The following is a 26,130-nucleotide window of genomic DNA, read 5'->3' on the forward strand; positions in this document are numbered from 1 at the left end:
GTTTGGTGTCACCACCAAACCCAACCTATAAATATTAATATCATTTCTAAACAGCTCTTAAACAGTTTCTAAAAATGTTTATAGGTTATTTTTTAAAAGTAGCTTAAGAGCTGATGCTGACCTGTAGGGAAACCTGTGCCGATTTGTCGGTAAACAAAAAGCTACTTGTAAATTTATTTCAAGGTCTGTTAGACCAGATTAAGCCCCATAATTAACCTTAATTACTGCCCGTAGCAATTCTTATAAATTTTCCGATAATAATTATTTTATGTACCTTGAAGAGATTGATCAAGCATTTTATTAAATAATTAAGCGCTAAGTTCTATTAAAGTCCCTTAAAACAGCGACAAGAATTTGGCGTGTAAACTTTAAAAAGCTTGCTATGAATAAAGTAGATACACTGTTAGAACTGCTTAACAAAATCTATTTATTACTCAAAGAGCAGTCCGATAAAAATGAACAACCATCTTTATCTGATGTTCCCGTTGTACTCACTCGAGAACAGGTAAAAGTTTATCTCGGTATAAGTGAAAGTACCTATAAACGTAAAGTTAGAGATGGCACATTAAAACCTATCAAAATGCCAGGTGGCGACCGTTTCTTCAAACGCGATCTATTTACCGATTTTCAAGAAAGTATCCGCCGTGGCCGTATCTAAATTACGCATCCGATTTTCGCAAGGGCCAAAATCGGATGCATCCCAAGTACCACGGTTTACTCAAATCTCGAAAAATGAGCAGCAGGCAGTTGCCAATGTCAATGCTAAAACGAACGTCGGCCTCATCAAATCCACGTTAAATAATGTGGAGAAGGTCGCGATAAAAAATATAAAGCTGTTCGAGCACAGCGAGTTCTTTTTATTTAGCTATCAACTTCAGCGCTTATAAAGATTTTATGTACCTATGCCGATTTTTCATCGGTATCCTTGATTTTTTCGTTCTTTTTTATCAAGAAACCTGTAGAGCAAGCTTGAAGACAATTGAAAATACAAAAACAACTGAAAAAAAGAAATAGTCCAGCCGCCAATAAAGCTTTAAAACAAACACATCCTTTACGTCCCAAACCGCTTCGGCAACCTCCTAGCCGTAATACAGCGTCCATACAGCCCCAACACATGTTCAACACAACAAACACCCTACAATAGCACATGAATCAAACAAGAACGGCACAGCAAACACACAACAAAACTCCCCTTCTTAAAGCTTAAACAAGCTCAATGTGGCCCAATTTAGCCCAATTTAGCCCAAAATATTTTCTTGCATTTGCGTTAGTCTAGGTTTGTTCAACATTTGGAGGCACCGGCCGGGCAGCCAAGTGCAATTAAACATTTAAAAAGAAAATATTATGGCAAAATCAATTGAAAACTTCGTAATGCAAGGCGCAAGTGGTAAAGTAGGCAAAATGTTGGTATTTCGTCAACGTGCCGAACAAACAATCATCGCAAAGCGACCTAAAAAGAACACTAAACCAGCTACAGAAGCTCAACTAGAATTTAGAGACCGCTTCACCGAAGCGGCCTATTACGCAAAATCGGCAATCAGCAATCCTGTATTAAAAGACCAGTACCAGGCCAAAACAAAGCCCGGGCAATCGGCCTACAATATCGCATTTGCAGATTATCTAAAAGCTCCAGTGCTCCGTAAAGTAATGGCTGATGAATACATGGGCCAAATAGGCGACACGCTAACATTTAGGATTATCGACAACTTTAAACTACAATCTGTAAACGTTAGGATTTTAGATGAAGATAACAATGTGATTGAACAGGGCGCAGCAACTCTTTTAGAAAATGGTCTCGATTGGCAATACACCGCTACCGTACCTAACCCTACAGTACTAGGCACCAACCTAGAGGTCACCGTCAAAGACACCCCTGGTAATGTGGTAGTATTTAACAACATCATTTCTAGTTAACAAATTTACTAACCGAGGGTTTTTAGTTTTCACCATCAACCTCAATTGTAGGAAGAACCTTAAAACGGTAGAAAGCTGAAAACCCTCATAACCCAAAAACACGAAAGCCCCTCAACTCCCTACAAATTGTCGATATGACGGGGCGGCTGAAAGGGAACATGAGCAGTACAAAAAGCACTGGCATTGCTAAGCACAAAGGACGGCCTTATTGGATTCCGCAGTAGTAGTCAGCGAACCGATAGGAGAAACCTAGAGCTCATAGAGACAAATGTAAAAACAACAAAAAACACTCTATAAACTTATGTAGGAACGTGTATATAGCAGGTACAAGAAATTAGGCAGCCGTGCAATGGAAAGAGAGGAGGGGAGGCATTCTAATTTCGCCAATAAAGTTTTGCTAGGCTAGTATAAGGAAGGCAATACAGCCTAGATTTTTGCTTCTTTTCATCAATGGAAAAGAAGTAGGCCCAGCCGGCTATGAGGCTAAATAACATTAAAAATAGAAGATGCCACCACGGCATAGAGTGGAAACTTAAAACAAACGAAATGAACCACAACCATTACCCAAAAACAAAAAAAAAGAGCAGGAGGGCTAATGCAAAACAACTTGCAGATGCTTCGACTACTTGTCCCGATAAGTCGGGAAGCTCAGCATAACAAACAAAAGCGAAAGGGGGGAGTAGTAACTATTCCTCCCCCTGCCCCCTCCAAAGGGGGACACATGGTGCTTAAGCATTTTGCATATCCCCCTCTCCGAGAGTTTATCCCGACTATTCGGGAGGGCAGGGGGAGGAAAATAACTCCAAAGGGGGATATGTATAGTACAAAAAGCACTGGCATTGCTAATAGCGAAATACGGCCTCAGCGCATCGACGTTAAGAACCGTTTCTCATAGATATTAATTTATGAGAATAAGCTCCATCTTACAATTAAAATCAATAAAAGCGTAAGATGAAAACTAGTCGTAAACAGCGTTAAAAATAAAAAGCTGTTTGAGCGTAGCGAGTTCTTTTTATTTAGCTGTTGCGGCTGGTTTTTAGGAGAGGCGGTGCACCTGTACCGATTTTTCATCGGTAGCCTTGATTTTTTCCTTCTTTTTTATCAGGAAACCTGCAGAGCAAGCTTGAAGACAATTGAAAATATAAAAACAACTGAAAAAAAGAAGATGCCCCTCCGGCATAACTTGTGCCGATTTATCGGTAGAGGAGAAAAAGAAATAGAAACAAACAATATGAACCACAACCATTATCAACTTAAAAAAGCAATAATCAAATGAAAACACTAATTTTAACCCAAAACAAGGCCAGCTTATACCAATATAAGCTGTTAGCAACCTTCGCGTTAGCCTTAACGCTATGGTTAACCATCCCCAACTGGTTACAACCATACCCGCACATCACCTTTGCAGATCCCGGTATCTGGCACCTTATACTATTGGGGATGCTGCTTTGGCTACTTACCCAAGCGCTAAGCACCTACTTATTCCACAAAACACTAATCGTGTTGGGCTTTCCCACAATCAAAACATTGATTTTAGAATTTAACACATTAACAACATGGCAAAAATATATATTATACTATGTGCTCTTTACATTATGGTGGCTAACGCTACTATTGTGTTTAATGGCAATCCTGTAGAGGCCAATCAAGCAAACACCCAAAAAACTAACCAACTACTAAACATCGCAAAATCGCAAATTGGCGTTCGCGAGGCCACGGGCAACAACGATGGGCCACAGGTAGTACAATACCTAGCCTACACGGGCAACAAAAAAGGCGAGCCTTGGTGCGCCGCATTTGTAAGCTGGGTATTTGGGCAGGCGGGCTACCCACAGCCCCGTACCGCCTGGAGCCCCAGTTTGTTCCCGGCAAAGCGTTTGGTTAAAACCGCACAGCCCGGTATGGTTTTCGGCATATACTTTCCAGCTAAAAAACGTATTGCACATGCAGGCATCATAGAAAAAATATACCATAGATGGATATATGCCATAGAAGGCAATACCAATACAAAAGCGAGCAGAGAAGGAGATGGGGTTTACCGCAAGCTGCGCCATAAATATAGTGTAAACGCTGTTGCGAACTGGTTGCCAAAAGAAGGGGGTAAGTATGATTAGGCCATTACTATTGGGCTGCAGTGTAATTATACTTGTTGCCTGTGCCATGCAACGAAAGATAAAAAAGGCCAATACCATCAAAGAGATAACGAACAATAGCGCTGCCGCATCGACGCAATTAAATAAATGGCAAATTGAAGAGCAAAAGGCTTGGCAAGATACTAAGGAGTGGATTTGGATTAAGCCACAAGGAAATTTTAGATGGGGAAAGGATGGATTTGAAGGCCAAGCCAAGGAAATCTATTGGTATCAGCACGGACAACAGCTTGCCCATAAGCTTAAAAGAGATAGCATGGCCCAAACACACCATTTGAGCACTAAAATGCAACAGGAAAAACAAGTCGAGGCTACAGTGAAACAGCAATGGCGCTTGAGCTGGTGGCATGTTTTTGTGGTATTATTTCTAGCATCAGCAACATACCTGTGCTACAGGATGGTAAAGCGGCGTTTTTTTACAATGTTATAGCCGCCAAAGGGGGGGCTTTTCCTAAATCCCCCCTTGGCCTAGTTCTTTTTTCATTTGTAATGAAGTAGTATTTAAATCATTATAAGTTTGAATTGAGCCAAAAGTATAGCGCAACATAGTGGAAAGTGAAAAGCAAGGAATAAAGAACCGAAGTTGCTTGCTTTCATCAAAGCGTCTTTTCGACTGCTTATAGGGAGGAGAAGTCTAGCTCAACCTCAACCTCAGCCTCAACCCTTATTCTTTCAACTTCGGTCATCGGTCATCGGTCTTTCAGCCTTCGGTCTGCCAAATTCTTTTCGTTGCATTGGCAAGTAGCTAGATTTCTCATCGCTATGCTTCCCTCGAAATGACGGAAAAAGGATTGCTCTTCGGTCTTTCAACTTTTATCTTTACTCTTTGCTCCTTGCTCTTTACTCTTTCAACTTCGGTCATCGGTCATCAGTCTTTCAGCTTTAGTCTTTAGTCTTTTAGCTTTCAGCCTCACCCTTAATCTCAACCTTAGTCTTTACTCCTGAAGTTGCTATTGGTTGCTTTAATCAAAGCGTCTTTTCTTTTTCGTTTGAACATTGGTACTTGGTATTTGGCACTTGGTTATTGGTATTTGGTATTTGGTTATTGGTACTTGGTTATTGGTCCTTGGTATTTGGTACTTGGTAATTGGTATTTGTTACTTCGTCCTTGGTTATTGGTATTTAGGAGCAAGGAGTGGGATACCTGTATTTACAGCTTGTATTCCAAACATTGCCTTGAGCTGATCTGTAGTGTGCCCACCTTTGGGGGTGTTTTATTTTGGATGAAGTTTTTAAATACGTTGTATATAAGTGCAGAACAGTTGGAGCTAGGTACGCTGGCCGGCAAAAAATAATTTACTTGTTGAGAACTGGCGTTAATTTTAATTTTATCTTCGCTCTGTGTTAGAAATTATATACAAAGACGAGCATCTTATTGCCATTAATAAGCCTCACGGTTTATTGGTGCATCGTTCTAAAATAGCTAATGATGCCAACGAATTTGCCTTACAGATGTTGAGAGACCAAGTTGGCCGTCATGTAAATCCTACGCACAGGTTAGATAGAAAAACAGGTGGGGTGCTGTTGTTCGCGTTCGACAAGGAAACGGAAATTGCGATGCAAAAGCAGTTTCAGGAAAGTTTGGTGGTTAAAAGCTATTTGGCTATTGTAAGGGGCTATGCGCCACTTGCTATGGAAATTGATTATCCTTTGGCAAAGGAAAACGGCACCTTACAGGATGCGAAAACCAATTTTGTTACTTTGCAGCAGTCAGAAATTCCGTTAGCAATAGGCAAGCACCCAACATCAAGATACAGTTTGGTGAAGGCCAACCCCAAAACAGGGCGAATGCACCAGTTGCGCAAGCATTTTGCACATATTTTTCATCCCATTATTGGTGATAGGCCGCATGGCTGCAATAAACAAAACCGTTATTTTAAGGAACATTTGCAAATGAATACCATGTTGTTGCACGCTTTAGATCTTTCGTTTACTCATCCGGTTAGCCAACAACCCGTTAAAATTGAAGCGACTATACAAAGTGAATTTAAAAGAATGATGGAGTTGATGGGCTTTATACTGTAAAGTAATTTTCTGTCGTTATTTGTGATATTAAATAGATTTATGCCGTTAAAATTCAGATTACTTTCGCTCTCTGCTGCTATTGTATTGTTAAGTAGCTGTTCTTCAATTTATATGCCGGGTGTACCTAACACACCCATGCTTACCACTAAAGGCGAGTTTGCTGCCGGAGCTCATGTTTCTTTAAAAGGCAACTTAAATGTAAACAGTGCCTATGCGTTTAGCGATAAACTTGCTGCTGTAGTTAATTTTGGCTCGTTAAACAACGAGGGGCGAAAAAAAGATGTTAAGCATAACTATTTTGAGTTTGGGGGCGGTTATTTTAAAACGTTTGGCCCTGAAGACAATAGGATATTAGAATTTTATGCAGGCATGGGCACCGCCCACAGCCTACGTACCCATAGAAATTTTGAGGATGGCGTTTTGGTAAGTACCGATGTTTACGATTCGGATTATACCAAAATGTTTGTACAAGCTAATTATAGCTCTAAAAAAACAAGCAAGGTGAATATTTTGGGCGTTAATTTCGGGCTTAACTACGGCACTGCATGGCGTTTAAGCTTTGTGTCAACCAAAAACTTCAAACTGAATAATGTGCCACAACTAAACGAAGACAATATATTTATTGAACCTGTTTTTTTTACCAGAATGGTACTGAGCGAGCATTTTCAGTTACAATATACGAGTGGTAGCAATATAGGGCTCAGAAGTAGGAAGTTTTTAAATGCGGGCCACTCTGTGTTTACTGTTGGTGCGGTATTAAATATTGGGGGCAAGCCACAAATCAAATAATTGCTATTTTTGAAGTATGCCAAAATACTTCTTAGTTTTTTTACTGCTCCCCATAACTGCTTTTGCCCAACTTACTTTTGAGCAGAAAATAAAGGCTATGCCCATTACCGAATTGGATCATGGGCTGAAGTTAACATTTGACCAGCCAGAAATCTCGGCACTAAAGCCTACAAAAATTATTATTTATGCCTTGCCTAATGGCAATACTACTGCCCAAACCTTTGGCAAAAAACTGGCCAAAGGCGATGATTGGCATTTCGATATCCAGCATATTGGTGCGCAAACGGCCTTTGTAAGAAATGCTGAAAAAAGGAGCAATTACATTGTGGTTTACCTTGAAAATAATTTGAAAAGTTGGCCACAATGGCGTAGGCAAACCCATAATGCCGACAGTATTATTGCTGGTATTGTTACTCATATTTATCAGAAATACCAGGGTTTAAAGCCTTTGATAACTTTAAATAGCCATAGTGGCGGCGGCAGTTTTATTTTTGGTTTTATAAATGCAGGGCTGCAATTGCCAAATTATGTAGAACGGATTGTTTTTTTAGATGCTACCTACGGTTACGAAACTGCAAAGCATGGCCAAAAGATAAAAGACTGGTTAGCTAAAAAAGGCAAAAGCTTACAGGTAATAGCCTATAACGATAGTGTGGTGGTTTATAACGGTAAGCCCTTAGTGTCGGCAAAGGGTGGTACTTGGTACCGAAGTAAATTAATGGCGCACGACTTAGGGAAACTGCAATTAAAGGAAACCGAAGTGCAAATAACTTGGGCAAACCGAAGGGGCACTACGTCATTTATTTTACTGAAAAACCCAGAGGCCAAAATATTTCATACTGTATTGGTCGAAAAAAATGGTTTTGTTCATTCTTTATTTAATGGCACCAAATTGGCGAATAAAAACTATAGGTTTTGGCAGGAGAGGGCTTATGCAGACTTTATTTTAGAGTAATGGAAAAAGCAGTGGGAAAATGGCGAAAAATAATTCATGTTGATATGGATGCTTTTTATGCTTCGGTTGAGCAGCGAGATTTTCCTGAATTGAAAGGTAAGCCTTTGGTAGTTGGTGGTTCGCCAGAGGGCAGGGGCGGTGTGGTTGCTACGGCAAGTTACGAAGCTCGTGCTTATGGCATACGGTCGGCCATGTCATCTAAAAAGGCACAACAGCTCTGTCCTTATGCTATTTTTGTTTATCCACGTTTTTCGGCCTATAAAGAGGTTTCGAGGCAAATTAGAGCAATCTTTAGTAGATATACCGATTTGATAGAACCACTTTCTTTAGATGAAGCTTATTTAGATGTTACAGAAGATAAACTAAACATCGGCTCTGCCATTACCATTGCCGAAGAAATTAAAAAGGCAATTAAAGAGGAACTGCATTTAACCGCATCGGCCGGAGTTTCTATCAATAAGTTTGTGGCTAAAATAGCTTCAGACATGAATAAGCCCGATGGCTTAACTTTTATTGGCCCTTCGAAAGTGGAGCAGTTTATGGAGAAGCTACCCGTGGAGAAGTTTCATGGTGTGGGCAAGGTTACCGCACAGCGGATGAAAATGCAGGGCATTAGAAAGGGAAGTGACTTAAAGAAATTATCGGAAGAGCGGCTTACGCTGTTGTTTGGAAAATCTGGCAAATTCTTTTATAACATTGTGCGTGGCATTGACCACCGTGCTGTAAAACCCGACAGAGAAATTAAATCTATTAGCTCTGAAGATACTTTTAGCTATGATTTGGATAAAGGCAGCGAACTTTATGACCACCTGCTACGAATTACCCAAAATGCATTTAAACGGGTAAATCAGTATCAAATGTTTGGTAGAACTATAACGGTGAAGGTAAAGTTTGCAGATTTTAAGCAAATAACTCGTAGTGCTTCTTACGACTATGCCATTACAGATGAAAATGAAGCTATTTTGCTTGCCAGAACATTAGTAGAAAATGCTGATTTTGAAGGAAAGAGTGTAAGGTTATTAGGTGTTGGTTTCTCTAACTTCCATGAACCAAAAATGAGAAGTAGGATAGAAGGGAGGCAGCCTACATTATTTTAAAACAAATAGAGAGAGCTTAAAGAAGCTCTCTCTATAAAACCCTACTAAAGTTTTTATTATTGTACAACTAACTTAATAGTGCGATCTTTTACTTTGAGTAAATAAATACCTTTGGGTAAGTTTTGGTTAAAGTTTAACACTCCATTACCATTAGTGAAATTTATTTTTTCTTTTACGATGCTTTTTCCGCTAATATCATTTACTGTTACTTCTTGTAAGCCCTCTAAGTTTACGTTAGTAATATTTACCATATTGGTAGTTACCGGATTTGGATAAACATTAATCGCCGTGTTTGATATATTAAAGTTTACGCCTACCGCTTCAGATAAATAACTTGTTTTGCCATCTGTGTCGGTAGTTTTAACGCGATAATAGTTGTTGCCCTGAAAAGGATTTTTATCTATCCAATTATAAAGCGCATTGGAGGTGTTTTTAGCTGTTAAAGAAACTAAAGTTTTAAATTTACCATCTTCACTTGCTCTTTGTAGCTCATGTGCCAATACGTTTTGTTCTCCTGTGGTTTTCCACTGTAAGCTGATGCCTTTTTCTTGCTTTTTAGCAGCTAAGCCTAATGTATTAAGTGGTAATGGCGAAATTGATGTTTTGTAACTTACAAAGTTAGTAGCTGGTAAGTCACCTGCTACTGCAAACCTTCCTCCAAAGAAAAATCCTTTAGGAGTTATGTTCATCGCATGAATATCAAAATCATAACCAGGAAATCCTTTATCATCAAAAGTACTCCATGTACTTGTGCTTAAATCCCATTTTGCAATACCTTTGGCGCTAAGATTTGCTCCACCGATGTTTCTAACGGTATTTAACCCAGTTACATATAAGAAATTACTAGCTACTGCAAGGCTATTTACTGAAGTTCCGCTTGTCTGTAAGCCTAATATACTCCATGTATTGCTAACCGTGTTCCATTTAGCAATAGAACGTGCCATTACTTTTTCATCATCAGCATTTAAAACTTGATTAAAACTTCCACCTACATATAAGTCTGTACCAACAGCACATAAAGCCTTTACCTCATTATTAGTTCCACCATTTAGGGCACTCCAAGTGTTGCTAGTTGTATTCCATCTTGCTATGTTGGCAACATCAACACTCTCGTCATTAGAATTTTTTGCTGAGGTAAATACACCTCCAACGTACAAATCGGCGCCTATGATCGCTAGCGTATTTACCTGTGGTGGAAAATTTCTAAATAATCCTTTTCCTAAGCTGCTCCATGTAGTGCCATCAAATTTTGCTATTATACTAGCTTCAATGTTATCCATTTTTACAAAATCGCCACCCACATAAATATTAGTATTAGCAATTAGTATTGTTCTTACCGTACTATTAGGTCCTACACCATTGGTGAGTTTGTTCCATGTGGTGCCATTCCAGGTAGCCAAATTTTTAACACTGCTGTGTCCGCTTATAGTAAATGAGCCGCCAACGTAAAGGTCATTTTCTTTAAAAGCTAAGGTATATACTGTACCAGTTATGTTATTAGTACTCACTTTACTCCAGGTACTACCATCCCATTTTGCTAAATTATCTATGTTATTAGAGGTTTTAAAATTACCGCCTACATAAATATCATTTCCGTTTACTGCAATGGTAAATACTTGGCCAACAAGAAATTGATCTGATAATGAACCCCATTTATCCTCAGCTAGATTATATTGGGCTATGTTTTGAGTGGCGGGAGTAGCACTTCCTACACCACTAAATATTCCACCAATAACAAGCTCTGAACCTAGAAATGCCATTGCACTAACAGTTGCTGTTTGATGGTTACTTGGGTTATCTGTGCCACTTTTAACATGAACCCAAGAAGTTCCAGCTAATCTCGCAACTCTAGATACTCCAGCGCCTCCGTTAAATCTATAAAAATTCCCTCCTACATATACTTGCCCCTGAGGTGATATTGCAATAGAGGTTACAGGTGTTCCCCTTAATGTTTCTAAAATCCCACCAAGATTACCGCTGGTTAATTTATGCCATGCACCTGTGTTCATGTCTAATTTTGCAATAGAACCTATGCTATTAATGATAGTATTCTTCGTATTATCAGTAACGTTAGGAAAAGTAACACTGTTAAAATTCCCCCCTACATATAAAGAATTATCATGTAATGCCAGGGCATAAACCATACCATTTAAAGTACCCAGGCTATTCCAGGTTGTACCGTTCCATTTTGCTAATGCTCTCGCATCAACACCGTCTATACTAGTAAAACTTCCTCCCATATATAAGTTTGTACCGTCTACAAGAAAAGTATTTACGTTACCGTTGGCACCAGTTCCAAACGTACCCCATGCAGTTCCGTCCCATGTTGCAATTCTATTTGCAGTAACACCATCTGCTTGTGTAAATTCTCCGCCGACGTATAAATTATTCCCTAATACGGCCAATGCAAAAACTGCGCTATTAACACCTCCGGTAAGAGCACTCCAGTTTGTGCCATCAAATTTTGCAATATTTTTTGCTGGCAGCACTTCGTTAATAGAACTAAAGCGTCCTCCTATATATATATCATTACCAGAAATTGCTATGGCATTTATAATATTGCTATTTTGAAAGTCCTGCGTCAATAAAGAACTCCATTTTCCCCCACTTTTTTTGTAAAGATTTCTACCACCTACATATAGGTCATTTCCGCTAACGGCAATACATTTAATTTCATCGGGAGCAAAGTGGCTTGAAGGTGAATTATCCCAACCTTCTTGTATGGCACCATCTTGATTAGCAACTGGCAAAAAAACAGGCATTCCGTTTTTTGAATGGCCCAGTTTAAAGCCTTGCGCATTAAAACTTCCTTTTGTACCTTGTTTCATAGTCCCATCTGCATTAAGTACCTCTGCCAACATACGCTGGCTTTTTTCTAAGGTATCAATACTAGTGGCATTTGCTACTGTAACATTTAGTAACAACAGCACATACACGGCAAAGTGCTGCATCAAATTGTAAACTTTCATCATATTTATATTAATTATTGAGTTTTTTTGTGCTTCTTAAAAAAAGACAGATAATTTTGGAAGAAACACTGTTTAAGAGAGCGTAACAAACTGTATATATTATTTTGTTAAAAAAATATATAGTATTTAGCTATACAATTTAGATTATGACTTAACAAATAGCACAAACTCCTTTTACATCGGTAAGCTTTCTTCTTCTTTTAGGAAGCTTTTTTTGATAAATGAAACTATTAGTTGTTTACATTTACAGTTAGAAGATCAGCATTTTCTGCTAAAATTTTCATTTTTTGTAAATCTGTTAATTTCGAAAACTTTAACTTTTCCATCTCAAAATCATTGTAAGTCTCTATGTTAACCTTTTTTCCTATTTGCTGAAGTAAACTAGTTACATCCTTATAACAAGTAGTTACCGGATCTACATATTTTAACAGTTGTAACTCCTTCTTTTACGCCATTTTGACTATCCATAAAAGCTTCACTTCTTTGTAGCTTTTTTTCTTTTTCTATGTCTTGCAGTTTTTCGCGATCAACTACGGTAAATCTTTTGGTTGCTACGAAGGTGTTTAATACCGTTTCCTGAATTATTTTCGCATCAGAAGCAGAAACGTTGTTTTCGTTAAACGTAATTGGAATGATGGCTACAGCTATTCTATCCTGTGCAACTACAGAATAAGAAGTGAATGATAGTAGTAAAATGAACAGTCTTTTTTTCATTATTTTTTTGTGATGTTTTATATTAAATGTCATTGCAAATGTATAGGTGTGCTAAGGGCTTTTTTTGGTAAAAACTGCGCAAAAAGTTGGTGTTTTTAACGCATCTTTAGCCTACTAAAAGTCAAAAAAACAGCCCTGTTTAGTTTTAAAGCTAAACAGGGCTGTTTTTTTGTTATTAAACAATAAGATTTATTTTTTAGCCGATGAAGGAGGGAAGCCAAAATGTTTTTTGAAAACTTTACTGAAATAAACTGGGTCTTCAAACCCAACTGCCCACGAAACATCTGTAACACTCTCACCATTTTTTAACATTTCAACAGCTTTTATAAAACGAATGTTACGGATAAAATCGGCAGGAGTTTTTCCTGTAATGGTTTTCAGCTTTCGGGTAAGCTGACTAACAGATAGAAAAACGGCTTCGGCCAAAATGTTTACACCAAACTGCGCATTGGAAAGGTTTCCTTCAACCGATTGGGTCAAATCGTCTATAAATTTTCTGTCGCGGCTGTTCAATTCTGGTGTTTCTTCTACCGTTGGCGTGGTATTTCCCTCAAACTTTTTGCGGAGTAGCTCTTTAAAGCTCAGAATGTTTTTTACACGCAACTTTAGTTCTGCCAGTGAAAACGGTTTGGTAATATAATCATCAGCTCCTGTTTCTAAACCAGCAAGCTTATCTTTTTGCTCTGCTTTTGCTGTAAGCAATAACACGGGGATGTGCGAGGTAGCTACACTGCTTTTCAGCGTTTGGCACAGTTCAAAACCATCTGTATCGGGCATCATCACATCACTGATAATCAAATCCGGCAATAATTCTTCTGCCAACATTAACCCATCTTTACCATTTGCTGCTGCTACATAACGGTATTCATCTCCCAAATTTTGAATTATAAAATTCCGTAACTCGGACTGGTCTTCCACAATAAGCAATAGGGGAAGCTCTATGTTTTGCTGCTCATTTTCAGTGTTAACCACTTGATTTTCTTCTCTAACAGGAAAAGCAATGTGCTGCCCGGCAGCAACTGTATTTTCTTGATCTTCTGTTTCAGCGCTTTCGAGCCAAAAAGTAAAAATACAACCACCTTCGGCAGGCGAATTTACCATAACATTACCGCCATGTAGTATTGCCAGCTCTTTTACCAAAGCCAGCCCAATGCCAGAGCCCGCATAACTGCGCTGTCCGGGTTCATCTACCTGATAAAAACGGTCGAAAATTTTAGGCAAATGATCTTGTGCAATACCTTTTCCTGTATCGGTAACGGTTACAAAAAACTTGCTGTCGCTGTAATCTAAGGTAGCAGTTACGCTTCCAGCAGATGGCGTGTATTTAATAGCATTAGAAATTAAATTGGTAATGATAACCGCCAAAGCTTCTGAAGAGTAGATAAACGGATTTTCGGACAAGAGTTTTGTATTTTCGGTGTGTTGCAGCCTTAGCGAAATACCATGCTGTTGCGCATAAGAATGAAAAGACTGCACCAACATACTCGCTTCGTTCAGCACATTTCCTTTTTTGTATTGGAGATTATATTGTCCACTTTCCATTTTAGAGAGATCTAGTAACTGATTAATTAGATTAAGCAGTCTTTTCCCGTTTTGTTCCATTTCTTCAAAATGAGAAAAATCTTCTTTTCGTCCGCTTTCTTTTAATACCTCTAAATGGCCGTTAATTAAGGTGAGCGGCGTTCTAAATTCATGAGAAATGTTTGCCAAAAAGCGGGATTTGAACTGTTCGGTCTGCTTAATAGTTTCCATTTCCCTGCGTTGCAATTCCAGATTTTGCTTTTCTATTTTTAAGCTTTTATTTCTCAATCTGAAAAAATAGAAGGCAAAAACAGCGAGCACAAGCATAAGCCCCAATCCGACGGCGGCTACGTTTCTCTGTAGATTTTTAGTTTTAAGTTCTGCTTGGATGACAGCCGCCTTTTTTTCATATTCATAGCCCATAGATGCCTGCAGGCTTTTCTTTTCGTTCTCTTGGTTCACCAGGGTGTCACGAAGTGCGATATACCGTTTGTAGTTTCCGTAAGCATCTTTATAATTGTTAAGGGAACTGTCTGCTAGTGTCGAGTTGTAGTAAATGTCTCTAATAAGGCTCTTTACACCTATTTTCTTAGCAAGAGCTAAGGCCTTTTCATAGTATTTTTTCGCAGATGCCGACTTGTTTAACTTATGCTCTACAAGCCCGATATTATTGTAAGAACTTGCAACCCCCGAATTATCCCCAATTTCTTCATATATTTTTAGGCCTGCGAAATAATTTTTTAGTGCTTCGGGATACTTGCCCTGTCCCTTGTAGATAAGCCCTATGCTGATATAAGCGCCTGCAATTTCCTGTTTGTCTCCGAGCTCTTTTTTTATTTCAAAAGATATATTATGATTTTTCAGCGCTTCGGAATACTTGCCTTGATGATTATAAATATCTCCAATATTATTATAAGCCATTCCAATTCCATGTTTATCGCCTATTTCTTCATATTTTTTTAAGGCTAAGAAATAATTTTTTAGTGCTTCGGGGTATTTGGCTTGATTTTTATAAACAATCCCGATGTTGTTATAAGCATGTACAATTCCTTTTTTATCACCGATTTCTTCAAATAATTTTAAGCTTCCAAAATAATTTTTCAGAGCTTCAGGATAATTTCCTTGATAGTTATAAACAATTCCGATGTGGTTGTAAGAGTCTGCAGTTCTAAGTTTATCTCCGATTTCTTCCCATTTCTTTAAAGCCTCTGAGAATTTTTTTAGTGCTTCTGGATAGTTACTTTTATATGCAAAAACCATCCCGATGAGGTTGTAAGCAATTGCTTCGCCAAATTTATAATCCAGCTCTTCTGAGATTTTTAGGGCTTTTTGGGCATAGCTTATTGCAAGATCTAATTGTGTTTCCCGTAGGTAAAGGACAGACAGGTCATTCATCCGCTTTGCCGTTAAGGTATCAGACGAAGATTGTTTTTGAAGAATAGCCGTGAGCGAATCTATCTTTCTTTTCTGTATTAAATGATGTTCTTGTGCAAAAAGCGAGAGATTAACGAAGAAAACAAGAAATAGAATAACAAGACGAGCGAAATGAGATTTTAACATACGATTAGGAACTTAATAAAAATAAAGTCGTAAAGGATGTAAAAATATTTTTGAGAAACAAATAGTATCTATTGGAATAAAATTTAATCCTTAATTAACGTGTGGTTAACTCGTTGAAATTAAATTTGTTAATAAACAAAAGATAATGAAGGTTAATTTTATTCTTATTGCGGTAGCTATTGTAGCAATTTTAGGGTTTATCTACTTTTTGGTAAAGAGAAACCATAAAGAAAGACCAAAAAGATTTGGAGAATGAGCTAAACCAAAAAGAACTAAAGCCAGACAAGCATAGCGGAGATCATATTTAAGGCTATTTGGGCAACTGTTCAATAGCTATGTCCATTGGTGGCGATGATAGGGCTTCTAAAAAAGCAATAAGGGCTTTTCTTTCTCTAATTGTCAGCATAATTCCTCTTACTAATTTATCATTTTTGGGCAGTAAAGGATCGTTTTCCTGACCAGGCTTTATTTCGTGTTCGGGCATGCCCATATTATAAAGCACCATTAGGCTATCCATGTTTTTTACCGAACCTCGATGAAACCACGGACCGGTTTTAGTTACGTTACGCAGTCCGGGTGTTTTAAATTTGCCTACATCTCTGGTATTTTTGGTGATGTTATACAAACCTAAATCTTCATTTTTTGTGCCATATTCGGTTAGGCCTATGTTATGAAATTCTTTATCGGTAAAGTAGGCACCGTTGTGGCAATTCATACACCTGGCTTTGGTTCTAAACAAATGCAGGCCTAGTAATTGTTGGTCGGTTAATGCAGCTTTATCTCCGTTTAAAAATTTATCGAAATTGGTTTCTTGGCTTACAATAGTTTGTTGAAAGGTGGCCAAACTTTCGAAAATACGCTGATTAGTTATTTGTGATGTACCAAATGCCTCAATAAAGTGGGTGTCGTAACCTTTTATTTTCGATAATTTTCGAGGTAACAATTTTAAATCTTGGTTCATCTCATTATGGGCAGTTATGGGGCCTTTGGCTTGTTCTATTAAACTTTTTGCTCTTCCGTCCCAAAAGAAACTGTTGTAAATCCATACATTTTCTAGCGATGGCGCATTGCGAATATTGGGCAGTTGTTCATTACCTATAGACACTTCTTTGCCGTCTGCCCAATGCAAGGCGGGGTTATGGCAGGTAGCGCAAGAAATTTGATTAGAACCAGAAAGTCTCGTGTCGAAAAACAACAACTTGCCTAGCTCTACTACTTTCTTTATCGAATCGTTAGACAAATTAATAGGAGAGGGTTGTACTACTGCGAGTTCTTGGAAAGCTATGCCTTTATCTACGTTGGGTTTTGGCCAGTAACGGCTAGGTTTAGAATATATTTTTCTTAAGGAAGCTAGCGTTAGTTCGTCAGTGTTCCAATTAGAGCCTTTGAAAGAAATAAATAGCAAACAACTAAAAAGAAAGCTGAGGCCAAGTAGCACTTTGTTCATTGGTGTAAAAATAGCAAATTGTGCCTGATCTAAAGCCTATCCTGATGAAGATCAGTTTTTATGCTTGCAGCCAATTTCTTAGTGCGATTTTGAAATCTAATAAACAGTAGGATAGAGGCAGTTAGCAAGCCAAAAGTTAATCCGTACCAAATGCCTTTTACGCCCATCCCAAACTCAAAACACAATAAATATCCTACCGGAATACCAATTACCCAATAAGAAAGAAATGTAATAAAAGTAGGCATGTTTACATCGCCCAAGCCTCTTAAAACACCTAAGCCAACCACTTGTGTACCATCAAATAACTGAAAAAAACCTGCTATTATTAACAGTTGTGCGGCAATGGCAACAACTGTTGTATCGCTAGTGTAAATATAAGGCAGGTAATTGTTGGCTAACATAAAAATCAAAGCGGTAATAGACATAAAAACAATCACAATGTGATAACTGGCAATAGCCGATAAACGTAAACCAAAAAAGTTTTTGCTGCCAAAGTTGTTGCCTGTTTTAATAGTTGCCGCATTGGCTATACCCGTAGCCAACATGTAGGTAAAAGCGGCTAAAGACAATGCCGTAAAATGTGCCGCTTGCTCTACTTTACCTATGGTGCCGATTAATATGCCTGCACCGCTAAATGCACTAATTTCAAAAGAATACTGCATGGCAACAGGCGCACCTAGTTTTGCTATTTTTTTAATTCTTGAAGTATCGAACGAAAATAACTTAAAATCAGTTAGATATGTTTTAATATCTTTAGCATTAAAAACATAAGTGCCCATTGCTATTGCCATTAAAATACGGTCAATTAAGGTGCTTAAACCTACACCGCTAACGCCCATTGGTGCAATGCCAAACATGCCCTTTACAAAAATAATTCCTAACACCACATTAATTACATTGCCCCAAATAGAAATCATCATGGCTTGTTTAGTAAAGCCTAAGCCCTCGGTAAATTGTTTAAATGCCTGAAAAATCATTAATGGAAATATGGATATTCCCAAGTATTGTAAATAGGGTTTAGCATGTAAAACTACATCTGGTGCTTGCCCTAAATGATCAATTACTTTGTGATAAACTATTAACACTAATCCGTAAAGGATAATGCTTGCCAAGGTGTTAATTAATAAGCTATTGGATAGTAAACGACCACATTCTTCCTTGTTTTTACTGCCATTAGCTTGTGCAATTAGTGGCGTTAATCCATAAGAAATTCCTAAACCCAATACTAAGATTAGCATAAATAAACTGTTTACCAACGAAACAGCTGCCAATTGTACTGTACCTGCAAAATGTCCAACAATCATACCGTCGGCCATGTGCACCAATGTATGCCCAAGTTGTGAAAGTACAATAGGTAAAGCCAAAATAAGGTTGTCTTTGTAGTACGCTTTGTACTTGCCAAATGAATAAGTGAACATAGGACGCAAAAGTCGGAAATTGTTTTCAGTTAACAATTGTCCATATCTAGTTTTCAGTCTGTAAGATGTCAACTTTACAACATGCAGCCTTAATTTGCCAAAACGTAATATTCTTCTTTTTCTGTAATACGAGGTGAAATAATACCAGATAAAATTAGGTTGATAATAATTTTCTGTGCTTTTTTATAGGCGCTCCTGGTAAGTTTACTAAACTCTTTTAAGGTAATACGACCATTGGCAGCAAGGTATGCTAACAATAATTTTTCTTGTGCAGAATAAGCGATAAAAGTTCCCTTGTTTTCTTTATCTTTCTTCAGTACCTCTATCATTATTTTGCTGGCTAAAACACTTTTATCCTGTATCCTAAAATAAGCCCACCATTTTCCTTGTTCATCTAGGGCGTAATGAGGTTTGGTGTCGCTTTTAGGAATATCGGCCACTAAAACCAGTTTGTCTTCTACTATATATTCTTCAAAACTAGGCTCAATAGCAGGCTTGCAAAATTCATGCGCCGCTTTGTTAATCATGTATTTTTCTTCTTCTTCGGCCTTTACCCCTTTAATAGTTCCATCGTCGGCCACGCCAATTAAAAGTTTGCCGCCTTTATTGTTAGCAAAGGCAACTAATGTTTTGGCAATCTTTTCAGCATTACTAATGGTCTTCTTAAAATCTATACTTACGTTTTCACCTTCAAGTATCAGTCTTTTAATATTCATTTTAGGTTAATTTGATGAAGCGATGAAAAAATTAAACTTTGTACTTCACACTTTCAACTTTAAATAGCTACACGTTGTTTTTCGTTAGGAAATTTAATTCTCAAATATACCTCGTTCATTACCGTGGCACACAGTTCTCCGTGTTTGTTAAAGAGCTCCATAGGGTAGGCCTTTACAAATTTACCATGTTCGTTTAGCGCCTGCTCGGCTTCGGCAATCATTTCATCCGTTATTTTTATGGTAAAATATAAAGTAGTAAGCCCAGGCTTTAGGTATTGAATGGATGCACTTTTTAGCCAAACTCTGCATTTATAGCCTTTCCGTTGCATTAACTGATCAAACAAAATGGCATAAAAAGGATCTGTAGCGGCATAAATAGTACCACCAAAAATAGAACCGTTGTAATTTCTATTAACTACACTATTGCTAATTTTTACATCAACACCTTTAAAATCCTTATGGAATTTTCTTACCCAAATACGCTGAAACAGTAAGGGTGGATATAAACTTAATGCCCATTTTAGGGTACGCTCAGAAACCATCATGATTTTTAAATATCACAATTTGTATTGAAGTATAAAAACATTGTGCAAAACTTAACTGGAGTGTAACTGGCTAGTTGTAGATTCATCGCTATAGCCTGTTCAAAAATTCCGATAATTCATCGTATTGATAAAATCTGTATATCTGTGGCTTTTTTTAATCTAAAAGCTGTGTTTTGTAACAATTATGGCATATCTAAAACTTTTCCACAATGGGCTTTAAAGTGTAGCTTATTTTGCTAAATTCGCAAGGTTATAATAAAACATAATAATCTTGTGGTTGGCGATTAGCGAATAGCGATAAAACGCTTGACGCGTTACTCCAAACGCAAAACACAAAAAACTTATGGCAGAAGATTTAGAAAATCAAGAGAACGATAAGATTATCCCCATTAATATCGATGAGCAGATGCGAACTGCCTATATCGATTATTCGATGTCGGTAATTGTGAGCAGAGCATTACCCGATGTGCGTGATGGTTTAAAGCCGGTACACCGTAGGGTACTTTATGGTATGCAAGACCTAGGTGTAGGTGCTGGCAAACCGTACAAAAAATCGGCACGTATTGTGGGTGAGGTGTTGGGTAAATACCACCCGCACGGAGATTCATCTGTATATATGACCATGGTGCGTATGGCCCAGCCTTGGAGCTTGCGCTACATGATGGTAGATGGACAAGGTAACTACGGCTCCGTTGATGGCGACTCGCCAGCGGCAATGCGTTATACCGAGGCTCGTTTCCATAAAATTGCAGAAGAAATGTTGGCTGATATCAATAAGGATACGGTTGACTTTCAAAACAACTTTGACGACTCGTTGCAAGAACCAACAGTATTACCGGCAAGGGTACCAAACCTTTTAGTTAATGGATCTTCGGGTATTGCGGTAGGTATGGCAACCAATATGGCGCCACATAACCTAACCGAAGTAATTAATGCAACTATAAATTTTATCGATAATAGAGAAATTACTATTGCCGAGCTAATGAAATTTATAAAAGCGCCAGATTTCCCTACGGGAGCCATTATTTATGGTTATGCTGGTGTACAAGAAGCTTTTGAAACAGGTAGAGGCCGTATTGTAATGCGTGCCAAAGCTGAAATTGAAACAATTAAAGATCGCGAGGTAATTATCGTTACCGAAATTCCTTATCAAGTTAACAAAGCCATGATGATTGAGCGTACTGCTGAATTGGTTGGCGAGAAAAAAATTGAAGGAATTTCGAACATCAAAGATGAGTCTAATAAAGACGGTATCCGCATTGTTTACGAAATTAAACGTGATGCGAACGCAAGTATCGTTTTAAACAACCTGTTTAAGCAAACGGCATTACAAACCTCATTTAGCGTAAATAACATTGCACTGGTAAATGGCCGTCCGCAGTTATTAAATCTTAAAGACCTTATACATCATTTTGTTGAACACAGACACGATGTAGTTATTCGTCGTACTCGTTTTGAGTTGGCAGAGGCCGAAAAACGTGCACATATTTTAGAAGGTTTATTAATTGCTTTAGATCACATTGAAGAAGTAATTAAACTCATTCGTGCTTCTAGCACTCCAGATGAGGCTAGAACAGGGTTGATGGAGAAATTTGGTTTGAGCGACATTCAAGCTCGTGCTATCTTAGACATGACCCTCCGTAGGTTAACCGGACTAGAGCGTGATAAAATTAAAGAAGAATATGCCGAATTAATGAAAACTATCGAATGGTTAAAATCTGTATTGGCAGATGAAGGCCTTCGTATGCAAATCATTAAGGATGAATTGACGGAGATTTTAGATAAATATGGCGATGAACGTAGGACAACCATTGTTCACTCGGCAGAAGATATGAGTATGGAAGACTTCATCGAAGACGAAGAAGTTGTAATTACCATTTCTCATGAAGGATATATTAAACGTACACCAGCAACAGAATATCGTACACAAGGTAGGGGTGGTAAAGGTTCGAAAGGAAGTGATTCTAGGAATGAAGATTTTATAGAACACTTGTTGATTGCCACTAACCACAATTACATGTTGTTCTTTACCGAAGCTGGTAGGTGCTTCTGGCTAAGGGTTTACGAAATTCCGGAAGGAAGTCGTCAAAGTAAAGGACGTGCTTTACAAAACATCATCAATATCCCTAAAGAAGAAAAAGTTAAAGCTTACATCAAGGTTAAAAACTTGAAAGACCAAGAGTATTTAGAGAACAACTTTATCGTTATGTGTACTAAAAAAGGTACCATTAAGAAAACTTCTCTAGAGGCTTATTCTCGTCCACGTGTTAACGGTATCAATGCCATTAACATTAACGAAGGCGATCAATTATTGGAAGCAAGCTTAACTACCGGAAGCAGCGAAATTGTAATGGCATTGCGTTCTGGTAGGGCAATTCGTTTCAACGAAAGCACCGTTAGACCAATGGGCAGAACTGCAACGGGTGTGCGTGGTGTAACTTTAGGGCACGATAAAGACGAAGTTGTTGGCATGATTGCTGTAAACAGTAGCGATGCAACTATCTTGGTGGTTTCTGAAAAAGGTTACGGAAAACGTACCGATATTGAAGATTACCGTGTAACCAACCGTGGTGGCAAAGGTGTTAAAACCATTAACGTTACCGATAAAACTGGTGAGCTTGTAGCCATTAAAAATGTAACCGACGCTGACGATTTAATGATCATCAATAAATCTGGTATCGTTATTAGAATTGCCGTAAGCGAACTCAGGGTAATGGGAAGAGCCACGCAAGGAGTGAGGCTAATTAGCTTAAAAGGTAACGATGAGATTGCCTCGGTAGCTAGAATTGACCATGAAGATGAGGAAGAAGTTGACGAACAATTGGGCGGCGAAGAAACACCAAACAATGAAACAAGTAGTGAAAATGCTACAGAAGAATAAACAAATAACTTAATTTTAAAATAAGTCCATCATGAAAAATTGTAATTAGTAATAAAAACAATATCATGATGGATTTTAACGTTTAAACAACAAAATTTATAATTGAATGAAAAAGTTAATTTTAAGTGTAGGTATCATGAGTTTGTCAGTATTTGCCTACGCCCAAAAATCTGAAGTTTCCGAAGCAAAAAAATCTTGGGATTTATTTCAGGCAATGAACCAAGCACAAAATCTTAAGAAAAATTTAGAAAATTTAAATAAAGGTTTGGCACATACAGATTTAGCTATTGCTCACGAAAAAACTAAAAACCTGGCCGAGCCTTGGGCTTTAAGAGCTTCAATGGCATCGGCAGTGGCTTTATTAGATACCCTTAACGATGCAAATGCATTGGCAAAGCAAAAAATTGCCGAAGAGGCAATTGTGAAAGCTACCGAATTAGATAAAAAAGGTGATCAAAAAGAAAACCTTGCAAATGCTCAGATTAACATCGCAAATGCAATTCAAACTAGAGCTATTAGGGCTTATAATAAAAAAGATTTCGCTACAGCGTTTAAAATCTTCACTGAAATTACAGAGAAAAACCCTACAGACACTTCAATGTTTCTAAATGCTGGTGTTGCAGCTAAACAAGCGGGGAATTATGCTGGTGCTGTTAAAAATTTCAAAAAAGTAATTGCTTTTAATGTTCCAGAAGCTAAAAATCTTTTTTTAGAAGCTATTAATATAGAGTTAGTTAATTTAAAAGATACTGCTGCTGGTTTAGCTTCAATTGAGGAAGCCTTGGTTAAATTTCCTGATGACCCTGATTTTGTAGGTACTCAAACAGATATTTATATTGTAAGAGGAGAAATTGAAAAATCTCAAGCTTCGTTAAATAAATTAGTAGCAAAAGACCCTAACAAAGCAATTTATCAATTCTTACTAGGAGAAACCTATTACAAACAAGCACTAGGTGTTCAGAACGAGAGGGTAAAGTTAGATGCTAAAAAAGTAAAAGAATATAATGCCTTAACTGCTAAAATGACGGCTCTAATTGACAAGTCGTTACCATTTTATAAAAAAGCATTAGAACTTGACCCTAAGGCAGTACATACTTTAGAAGCATTGAAACAAATTTATGCTTTTAAAAATGACACCAAAGCTTATGAAGAAACGAACAAGCTTTTAAAAGCCTTACCTCAAAATAATAATTGATCGTAAAATCAGTTGATAAAAGGGAGATAATTAAGTTTTATCTCCCTTTTTTAGTTACTTTGCATAAAGCTACATCACAATGCATAAGATATTCTTTAACATTCTTGTACTTCTAATTACAAGCAATTTGGCGTTTGCCCAAAGTTCTCAGCTAAAGACTGCCAATAACAGCCTTGCCAAGCTACAAAAAAGCATAGCCGATAAAGCTGATATTAAAAAACAGTTAACCATTATAGGAGAGGGGATTAAAGCTGTTGAAATAGCAGAAAAAGATCGAAAAACCAAAAATTGGCCAGAAACTTGGGCTATAAAAGCATACTTATGTTCTTATGTTGCCCTTATAGATGATAATGAAACTAATGCCGAAAAATACTTTTTAGCGGCAAAAGGTGCATTAACGAGCGCCCAAAAACTCGATAAATTTCAGTCTAACACCGAGCTGATCCAAGCTGCAGAACATAACATTTATGTGAAAATGCAAGAAAAAGGCACCGTTGCTTTTCAACAGAATGATTTTATTACCGCATATGAACTCCTTAAGAGTGTAAGTGATTTTATGCCTGCCGATACCTTATTGGCCACCAACGTTGCAGTTTGTGCTCAAAACTTACAACAATACAATGATGCGCTTACCTATTTTTTAAAAGCTAAACAAAACGGTGCCAAAAATCCATTACTGTTCCAAAATATAGCCAATATTTATACTTCAAAGTTCGAAAATGAGCTGGCTATTAAAACGCTAGAAGAAGGTCTAAGCTTAAATGCCAATCATCCGCAGTTAACCAACGATTATATTAACATCTTGTTAGATAATGAGCAATACGAAAAAGCTACAAATGCAGTAGAAACTTCATTAAAGATAGATAAACAAAACAAATTGCTTTTTTTTCTTTACGGTTATCTATACCAAAATAGAGGCAATACAAATACGGCAGAATTGTCTTATAAAAAAGCGCTAGAGATTGATTATAATTATTTCGAAGCTTTGTATCAACTTGCTTTGGCATATATTCAAGAAGCAAATGAAGCACTTAAACAAAAAAACAACAAAAAGTTCACAGCGAACATTAATCGTGCAGAGTATTCTCTGTTAAGAGCACACGACCTTAACATTAACCATAAAAACACCATGAAATTGCTCGTTGAGATTTATACGCGTAAAAATAAGTTAGATAAAGTGCAAGAACTTAAACGAAAATTAAACGAATTTTAAAGGGTTATTTATAACTATCGTGTTGTCATATAATCTACATTATGTTAAGTTGATATTTTAAATCCCTCTACCTTATAAAAGATGATGAAAAAAATTGCTGTTATTGGCTCTGGTACTATGGGCAATGGTATTGCTCATACCTTCGCTCAGTTTGGTTATGCTGTAAAATTAATTGATATAAATGCCGACGCTTTACAAAGAGCAATGGATACTATTGGCAGAAATTTAGATCGCCAAGTTGCTAAAGAAACAATTACAGCTACCGATAAAGAAAATACTTTAAATAACTTAAGTACACACACCGATTTAAAATCTGCTGTGGCCGATGTAGATTTAGTTGTAGAAGCTGCAACAGAAAATATGGAGCTGAAACTTCAAATTTTTAAGGATTTAACAACCTACACCAAACCCGAAACTATTTTAGCTAGCAATACGTCTTCTATTTCTATTACCAAAATTGCTGCTGCTACCAACCGTGGCGATAAAGTAATTGGTATGCACTTTATGAATCCTGTACCTATCATGAAATTGGTTGAGGTTATTCGAGGATATGCTACCAGTGATACAACTACAAATATAGTTATGGAATTGTCCAAGAAATTGGATAAAGTGCCTGTTGAAGTGAACGATTATCCTGGTTTTGTGGCCAACCGTATTCTAATGCCGATGATTAACGAAGCAATTTATTCGCTTTACGAAGGTGTTGCTGGTGTTCACGAAATTGATACCGTGATGAAATTAGGTATGGCGCACCCAATGGGACCACTACAATTGGCCGATTTTATTGGTTTAGATGTATGTTTAGCAATTTTGAACGTATTGCACCAAGGCTTTGGAAACCCGAAGTATGCCCCCTGCCCTCTTTTGGTAAATATGGTTACTGCAGGTAAAAAAGGCGTAAAATCTGGCGAAGGTTTTTATGATTATAGCAACGGTTTAAAAGAAGCTAAGGTTGCAGCGAAGTTTCTTTAGTTGATAGCAAATAGTTAATTTAACTAAGAAACTGTTTAAATTTCAATAA

General features: G+C 37.6%; 20 protein-coding genes. 13 read left to right on the top strand and 7 right to left on the bottom strand.

Annotated elements, in window-relative coordinates:
- Nucleotides 1-382 precede the first annotated feature (382 nt).
- The 9 genes from B3I52_RS03185 (at nucleotide 383) to dinB (ending at nucleotide 8,930) form a co-directional block, all read left to right on the top strand.
- On the top strand, nucleotides 383-658 hold the full coding sequence (locus tag B3I52_RS03185; RefSeq protein WP_293298634.1) for a helix-turn-helix domain-containing protein: 276 nt from the start codon (nucleotides 383-385) through the stop codon (nucleotides 656-658).
- Nucleotides 659-1,344: 686 nt separating this feature from the next.
- Nucleotides 1,345-1,914: a hypothetical protein gene (locus B3I52_RS03190; RefSeq protein ID WP_293298637.1), complete on the top strand. Its 570-nt coding sequence runs from the start codon at nucleotides 1,345-1,347 to the stop codon at nucleotides 1,912-1,914.
- 1,556 nt (nucleotides 1,915-3,470) lie between these two features.
- Nucleotides 3,471-4,028, top strand: a complete 558-nt coding sequence (locus tag B3I52_RS03195; RefSeq protein ID WP_293298640.1) for a peptidoglycan-binding protein — start codon at nucleotides 3,471-3,473, stop codon at nucleotides 4,026-4,028.
- Complete coding sequence (locus tag B3I52_RS03200; protein WP_293298643.1) at nucleotides 4,021-4,494, top strand: hypothetical protein; 474 nt, start codon at nucleotides 4,021-4,023, stop codon at nucleotides 4,492-4,494. Before B3I52_RS03195 ends, B3I52_RS03200 begins: the two co-directional genes overlap by 8 nt.
- Before the next feature lie 559 nt (nucleotides 4,495-5,053).
- On the top strand, nucleotides 5,054-5,359 hold the full coding sequence (locus B3I52_RS03205) for a hypothetical protein (RefSeq protein WP_293298646.1): 306 nt from the start codon (nucleotides 5,054-5,056) through the stop codon (nucleotides 5,357-5,359).
- A 46-nt stretch (nucleotides 5,360-5,405) separates the two neighbouring features.
- The gene (locus B3I52_RS03210) at nucleotides 5,406-6,089 is read left to right on the top strand and encodes a pseudouridine synthase (RefSeq protein ID WP_293298649.1); all 684 of its coding nucleotides are present in this window, start codon (nucleotides 5,406-5,408) and stop codon (nucleotides 6,087-6,089) included.
- 39 nt (nucleotides 6,090-6,128) lie between these two features.
- Entirely contained in the window at nucleotides 6,129-6,878 is a 750-nt protein-coding gene (locus B3I52_RS03215) for a hypothetical protein (RefSeq protein WP_293298652.1), read from the top strand.
- A 16-nt stretch (nucleotides 6,879-6,894) separates the two neighbouring features.
- Nucleotides 6,895-7,833 carry a hypothetical protein gene (locus B3I52_RS03220; protein WP_293298654.1) on the top strand — a complete coding sequence of 313 codons (939 nt, stop codon included), beginning with the start codon at nucleotides 6,895-6,897 and terminating at the stop codon, nucleotides 7,831-7,833.
- Entirely contained in the window at nucleotides 7,833-8,930 is a 1,098-nt protein-coding gene (gene dinB, locus B3I52_RS03225; RefSeq protein ID WP_293298656.1) for a DNA polymerase IV, read from the top strand. Before B3I52_RS03220 ends, dinB begins: the two co-directional genes overlap by 1 nt.
- Before the next feature lie 56 nt (nucleotides 8,931-8,986).
- Here dinB and B3I52_RS03230 read toward each other — a convergent pair whose 3' ends face one another.
- The 7 genes from B3I52_RS03230 to B3I52_RS03260 all read right to left on the bottom strand — a co-directional run bounded on the left by B3I52_RS03230 (nucleotide 8,987) and on the right by B3I52_RS03260 (nucleotide 19,820).
- A complete protein-coding gene (locus tag B3I52_RS03230) occupies nucleotides 8,987-11,902 on the bottom strand; it encodes a T9SS type A sorting domain-containing protein (protein WP_293298658.1) in 2,916 nt (971 codons plus the stop codon).
- 390 nt (nucleotides 11,903-12,292) lie between these two features.
- Nucleotides 12,293-12,613, bottom strand: a complete 321-nt coding sequence (locus tag B3I52_RS03235) for a CsgG/HfaB family protein (RefSeq protein WP_293298661.1) — start codon at nucleotides 12,611-12,613, stop codon at nucleotides 12,293-12,295.
- A 189-nt stretch (nucleotides 12,614-12,802) separates the two neighbouring features.
- Nucleotides 12,803-15,694 carry a tetratricopeptide repeat protein gene (locus B3I52_RS03240; protein WP_293298664.1) on the bottom strand — a complete coding sequence of 964 codons (2,892 nt, stop codon included), beginning with the start codon at nucleotides 15,692-15,694 and terminating at the stop codon, nucleotides 12,803-12,805.
- 310 nt (nucleotides 15,695-16,004) lie between these two features.
- Nucleotides 16,005-17,141 carry a cytochrome-c peroxidase gene (locus B3I52_RS03245; RefSeq protein WP_293298666.1) on the bottom strand — a complete coding sequence of 379 codons (1,137 nt, stop codon included), beginning with the start codon at nucleotides 17,139-17,141 and terminating at the stop codon, nucleotides 16,005-16,007.
- Between the two features lie 29 nt (nucleotides 17,142-17,170).
- Nucleotides 17,171-18,559 (bottom strand): MATE family efflux transporter, encoded by a 1,389-nt coding sequence (locus tag B3I52_RS03250; protein ID WP_293298669.1) that lies wholly within the window; start codon nucleotides 18,557-18,559, stop codon nucleotides 17,171-17,173.
- Nucleotides 18,560-18,648: 89 nt separating this feature from the next.
- A complete protein-coding gene (locus B3I52_RS03255) occupies nucleotides 18,649-19,275 on the bottom strand; it encodes a helix-turn-helix domain-containing protein (protein WP_293298671.1) in 627 nt (208 codons plus the stop codon).
- 59 nt (nucleotides 19,276-19,334) lie between these two features.
- Complete coding sequence (locus tag B3I52_RS03260; protein WP_293298673.1) at nucleotides 19,335-19,820, bottom strand: DUF4442 domain-containing protein; 486 nt, start codon at nucleotides 19,818-19,820, stop codon at nucleotides 19,335-19,337.
- A 343-nt stretch (nucleotides 19,821-20,163) separates the two neighbouring features.
- Here B3I52_RS03260 and gyrA point away from each other — a divergent pair, with 343 nt between their 5' ends.
- The 4 genes from gyrA to B3I52_RS03280 all read left to right on the top strand — a co-directional run bounded on the left by gyrA (nucleotide 20,164) and on the right by B3I52_RS03280 (nucleotide 26,081).
- Nucleotides 20,164-22,701, top strand: a complete 2,538-nt coding sequence (gene gyrA / locus B3I52_RS03265) for a DNA gyrase subunit A (RefSeq protein WP_293298675.1) — start codon at nucleotides 20,164-20,166, stop codon at nucleotides 22,699-22,701.
- Between the two features lie 106 nt (nucleotides 22,702-22,807).
- Nucleotides 22,808-23,896, top strand: a complete 1,089-nt coding sequence (locus B3I52_RS03270) for a tetratricopeptide repeat protein (RefSeq protein ID WP_293298678.1) — start codon at nucleotides 22,808-22,810, stop codon at nucleotides 23,894-23,896.
- A gap of 79 nt (nucleotides 23,897-23,975) precedes the next feature.
- On the top strand, nucleotides 23,976-25,109 hold the full coding sequence (locus B3I52_RS03275) for a tetratricopeptide repeat protein (RefSeq protein WP_293298682.1): 1,134 nt from the start codon (nucleotides 23,976-23,978) through the stop codon (nucleotides 25,107-25,109).
- An 84-nt stretch (nucleotides 25,110-25,193) separates the two neighbouring features.
- Nucleotides 25,194-26,081 carry a 3-hydroxybutyryl-CoA dehydrogenase gene (locus B3I52_RS03280; RefSeq protein WP_293298708.1) on the top strand — a complete coding sequence of 296 codons (888 nt, stop codon included), beginning with the start codon at nucleotides 25,194-25,196 and terminating at the stop codon, nucleotides 26,079-26,081.
- Nucleotides 26,082-26,130 lie beyond the last annotated feature (49 nt).

The sequence above is a fragment of the Pedobacter sp. UBA4863 genome (genome assembly GCF_002399615.1).
In the GTDB taxonomy this organism is placed as follows: domain Bacteria; phylum Bacteroidota; class Bacteroidia; order Sphingobacteriales; family Sphingobacteriaceae; genus Pedobacter.

Bases quoted from the DNA above. Each gene is read 5' to 3' on its own strand.
- B3I52_RS03185 (WP_293298634.1), top strand. From the start codon at position 383: ATGAATAAAGTAGATACACTGTTAGAACTGCTTAACAAAATCTATTTA.
- B3I52_RS03190 (WP_293298637.1), top strand. From the start codon at position 1,345: ATGGCAAAATCAATTGAAAACTTCGTAATGCAAGGCGCAAGTGGTAAA.
- B3I52_RS03195 (WP_293298640.1), top strand. From the start codon at position 3,471: ATGGCAAAAATATATATTATACTATGTGCTCTTTACATTATGGTGGCT.
- B3I52_RS03200 (WP_293298643.1), top strand. From the start codon at position 4,021: ATGATTAGGCCATTACTATTGGGCTGCAGTGTAATTATACTTGTTGCC.
- B3I52_RS03215 (WP_293298652.1), top strand. From the start codon at position 6,129: ATGCCGTTAAAATTCAGATTACTTTCGCTCTCTGCTGCTATTGTATTG.
- B3I52_RS03220 (WP_293298654.1), top strand. From the start codon at position 6,895: ATGCCAAAATACTTCTTAGTTTTTTTACTGCTCCCCATAACTGCTTTT.
- dinB (WP_293298656.1), top strand. From the start codon at position 7,833: ATGGAAAAAGCAGTGGGAAAATGGCGAAAAATAATTCATGTTGATATG.
- B3I52_RS03230 (WP_293298658.1), bottom strand. From the start codon at position 11,902: ATGATGAAAGTTTACAATTTGATGCAGCACTTTGCCGTGTATGTGCTG.
- B3I52_RS03235 (WP_293298661.1), bottom strand. From the start codon at position 12,613: ATGAAAAAAAGACTGTTCATTTTACTACTATCATTCACTTCTTATTCT.
- B3I52_RS03240 (WP_293298664.1), bottom strand. From the start codon at position 15,694: ATGTTAAAATCTCATTTCGCTCGTCTTGTTATTCTATTTCTTGTTTTC.
- B3I52_RS03245 (WP_293298666.1), bottom strand. From the start codon at position 17,141: ATGAACAAAGTGCTACTTGGCCTCAGCTTTCTTTTTAGTTGTTTGCTA.
- B3I52_RS03250 (WP_293298669.1), bottom strand. From the start codon at position 18,559: ATGTTCACTTATTCATTTGGCAAGTACAAAGCGTACTACAAAGACAAC.
- B3I52_RS03255 (WP_293298671.1), bottom strand. From the start codon at position 19,275: ATGAATATTAAAAGACTGATACTTGAAGGTGAAAACGTAAGTATAGAT.
- B3I52_RS03260 (WP_293298673.1), bottom strand. From the start codon at position 19,820: ATGATGGTTTCTGAGCGTACCCTAAAATGGGCATTAAGTTTATATCCA.
- gyrA (WP_293298675.1), top strand. From the start codon at position 20,164: ATGGCAGAAGATTTAGAAAATCAAGAGAACGATAAGATTATCCCCATT.
- B3I52_RS03270 (WP_293298678.1), top strand. From the start codon at position 22,808: ATGAAAAAGTTAATTTTAAGTGTAGGTATCATGAGTTTGTCAGTATTT.
- B3I52_RS03275 (WP_293298682.1), top strand. From the start codon at position 23,976: ATGCATAAGATATTCTTTAACATTCTTGTACTTCTAATTACAAGCAAT.
- B3I52_RS03280 (WP_293298708.1), top strand. From the start codon at position 25,194: ATGAAAAAAATTGCTGTTATTGGCTCTGGTACTATGGGCAATGGTATT.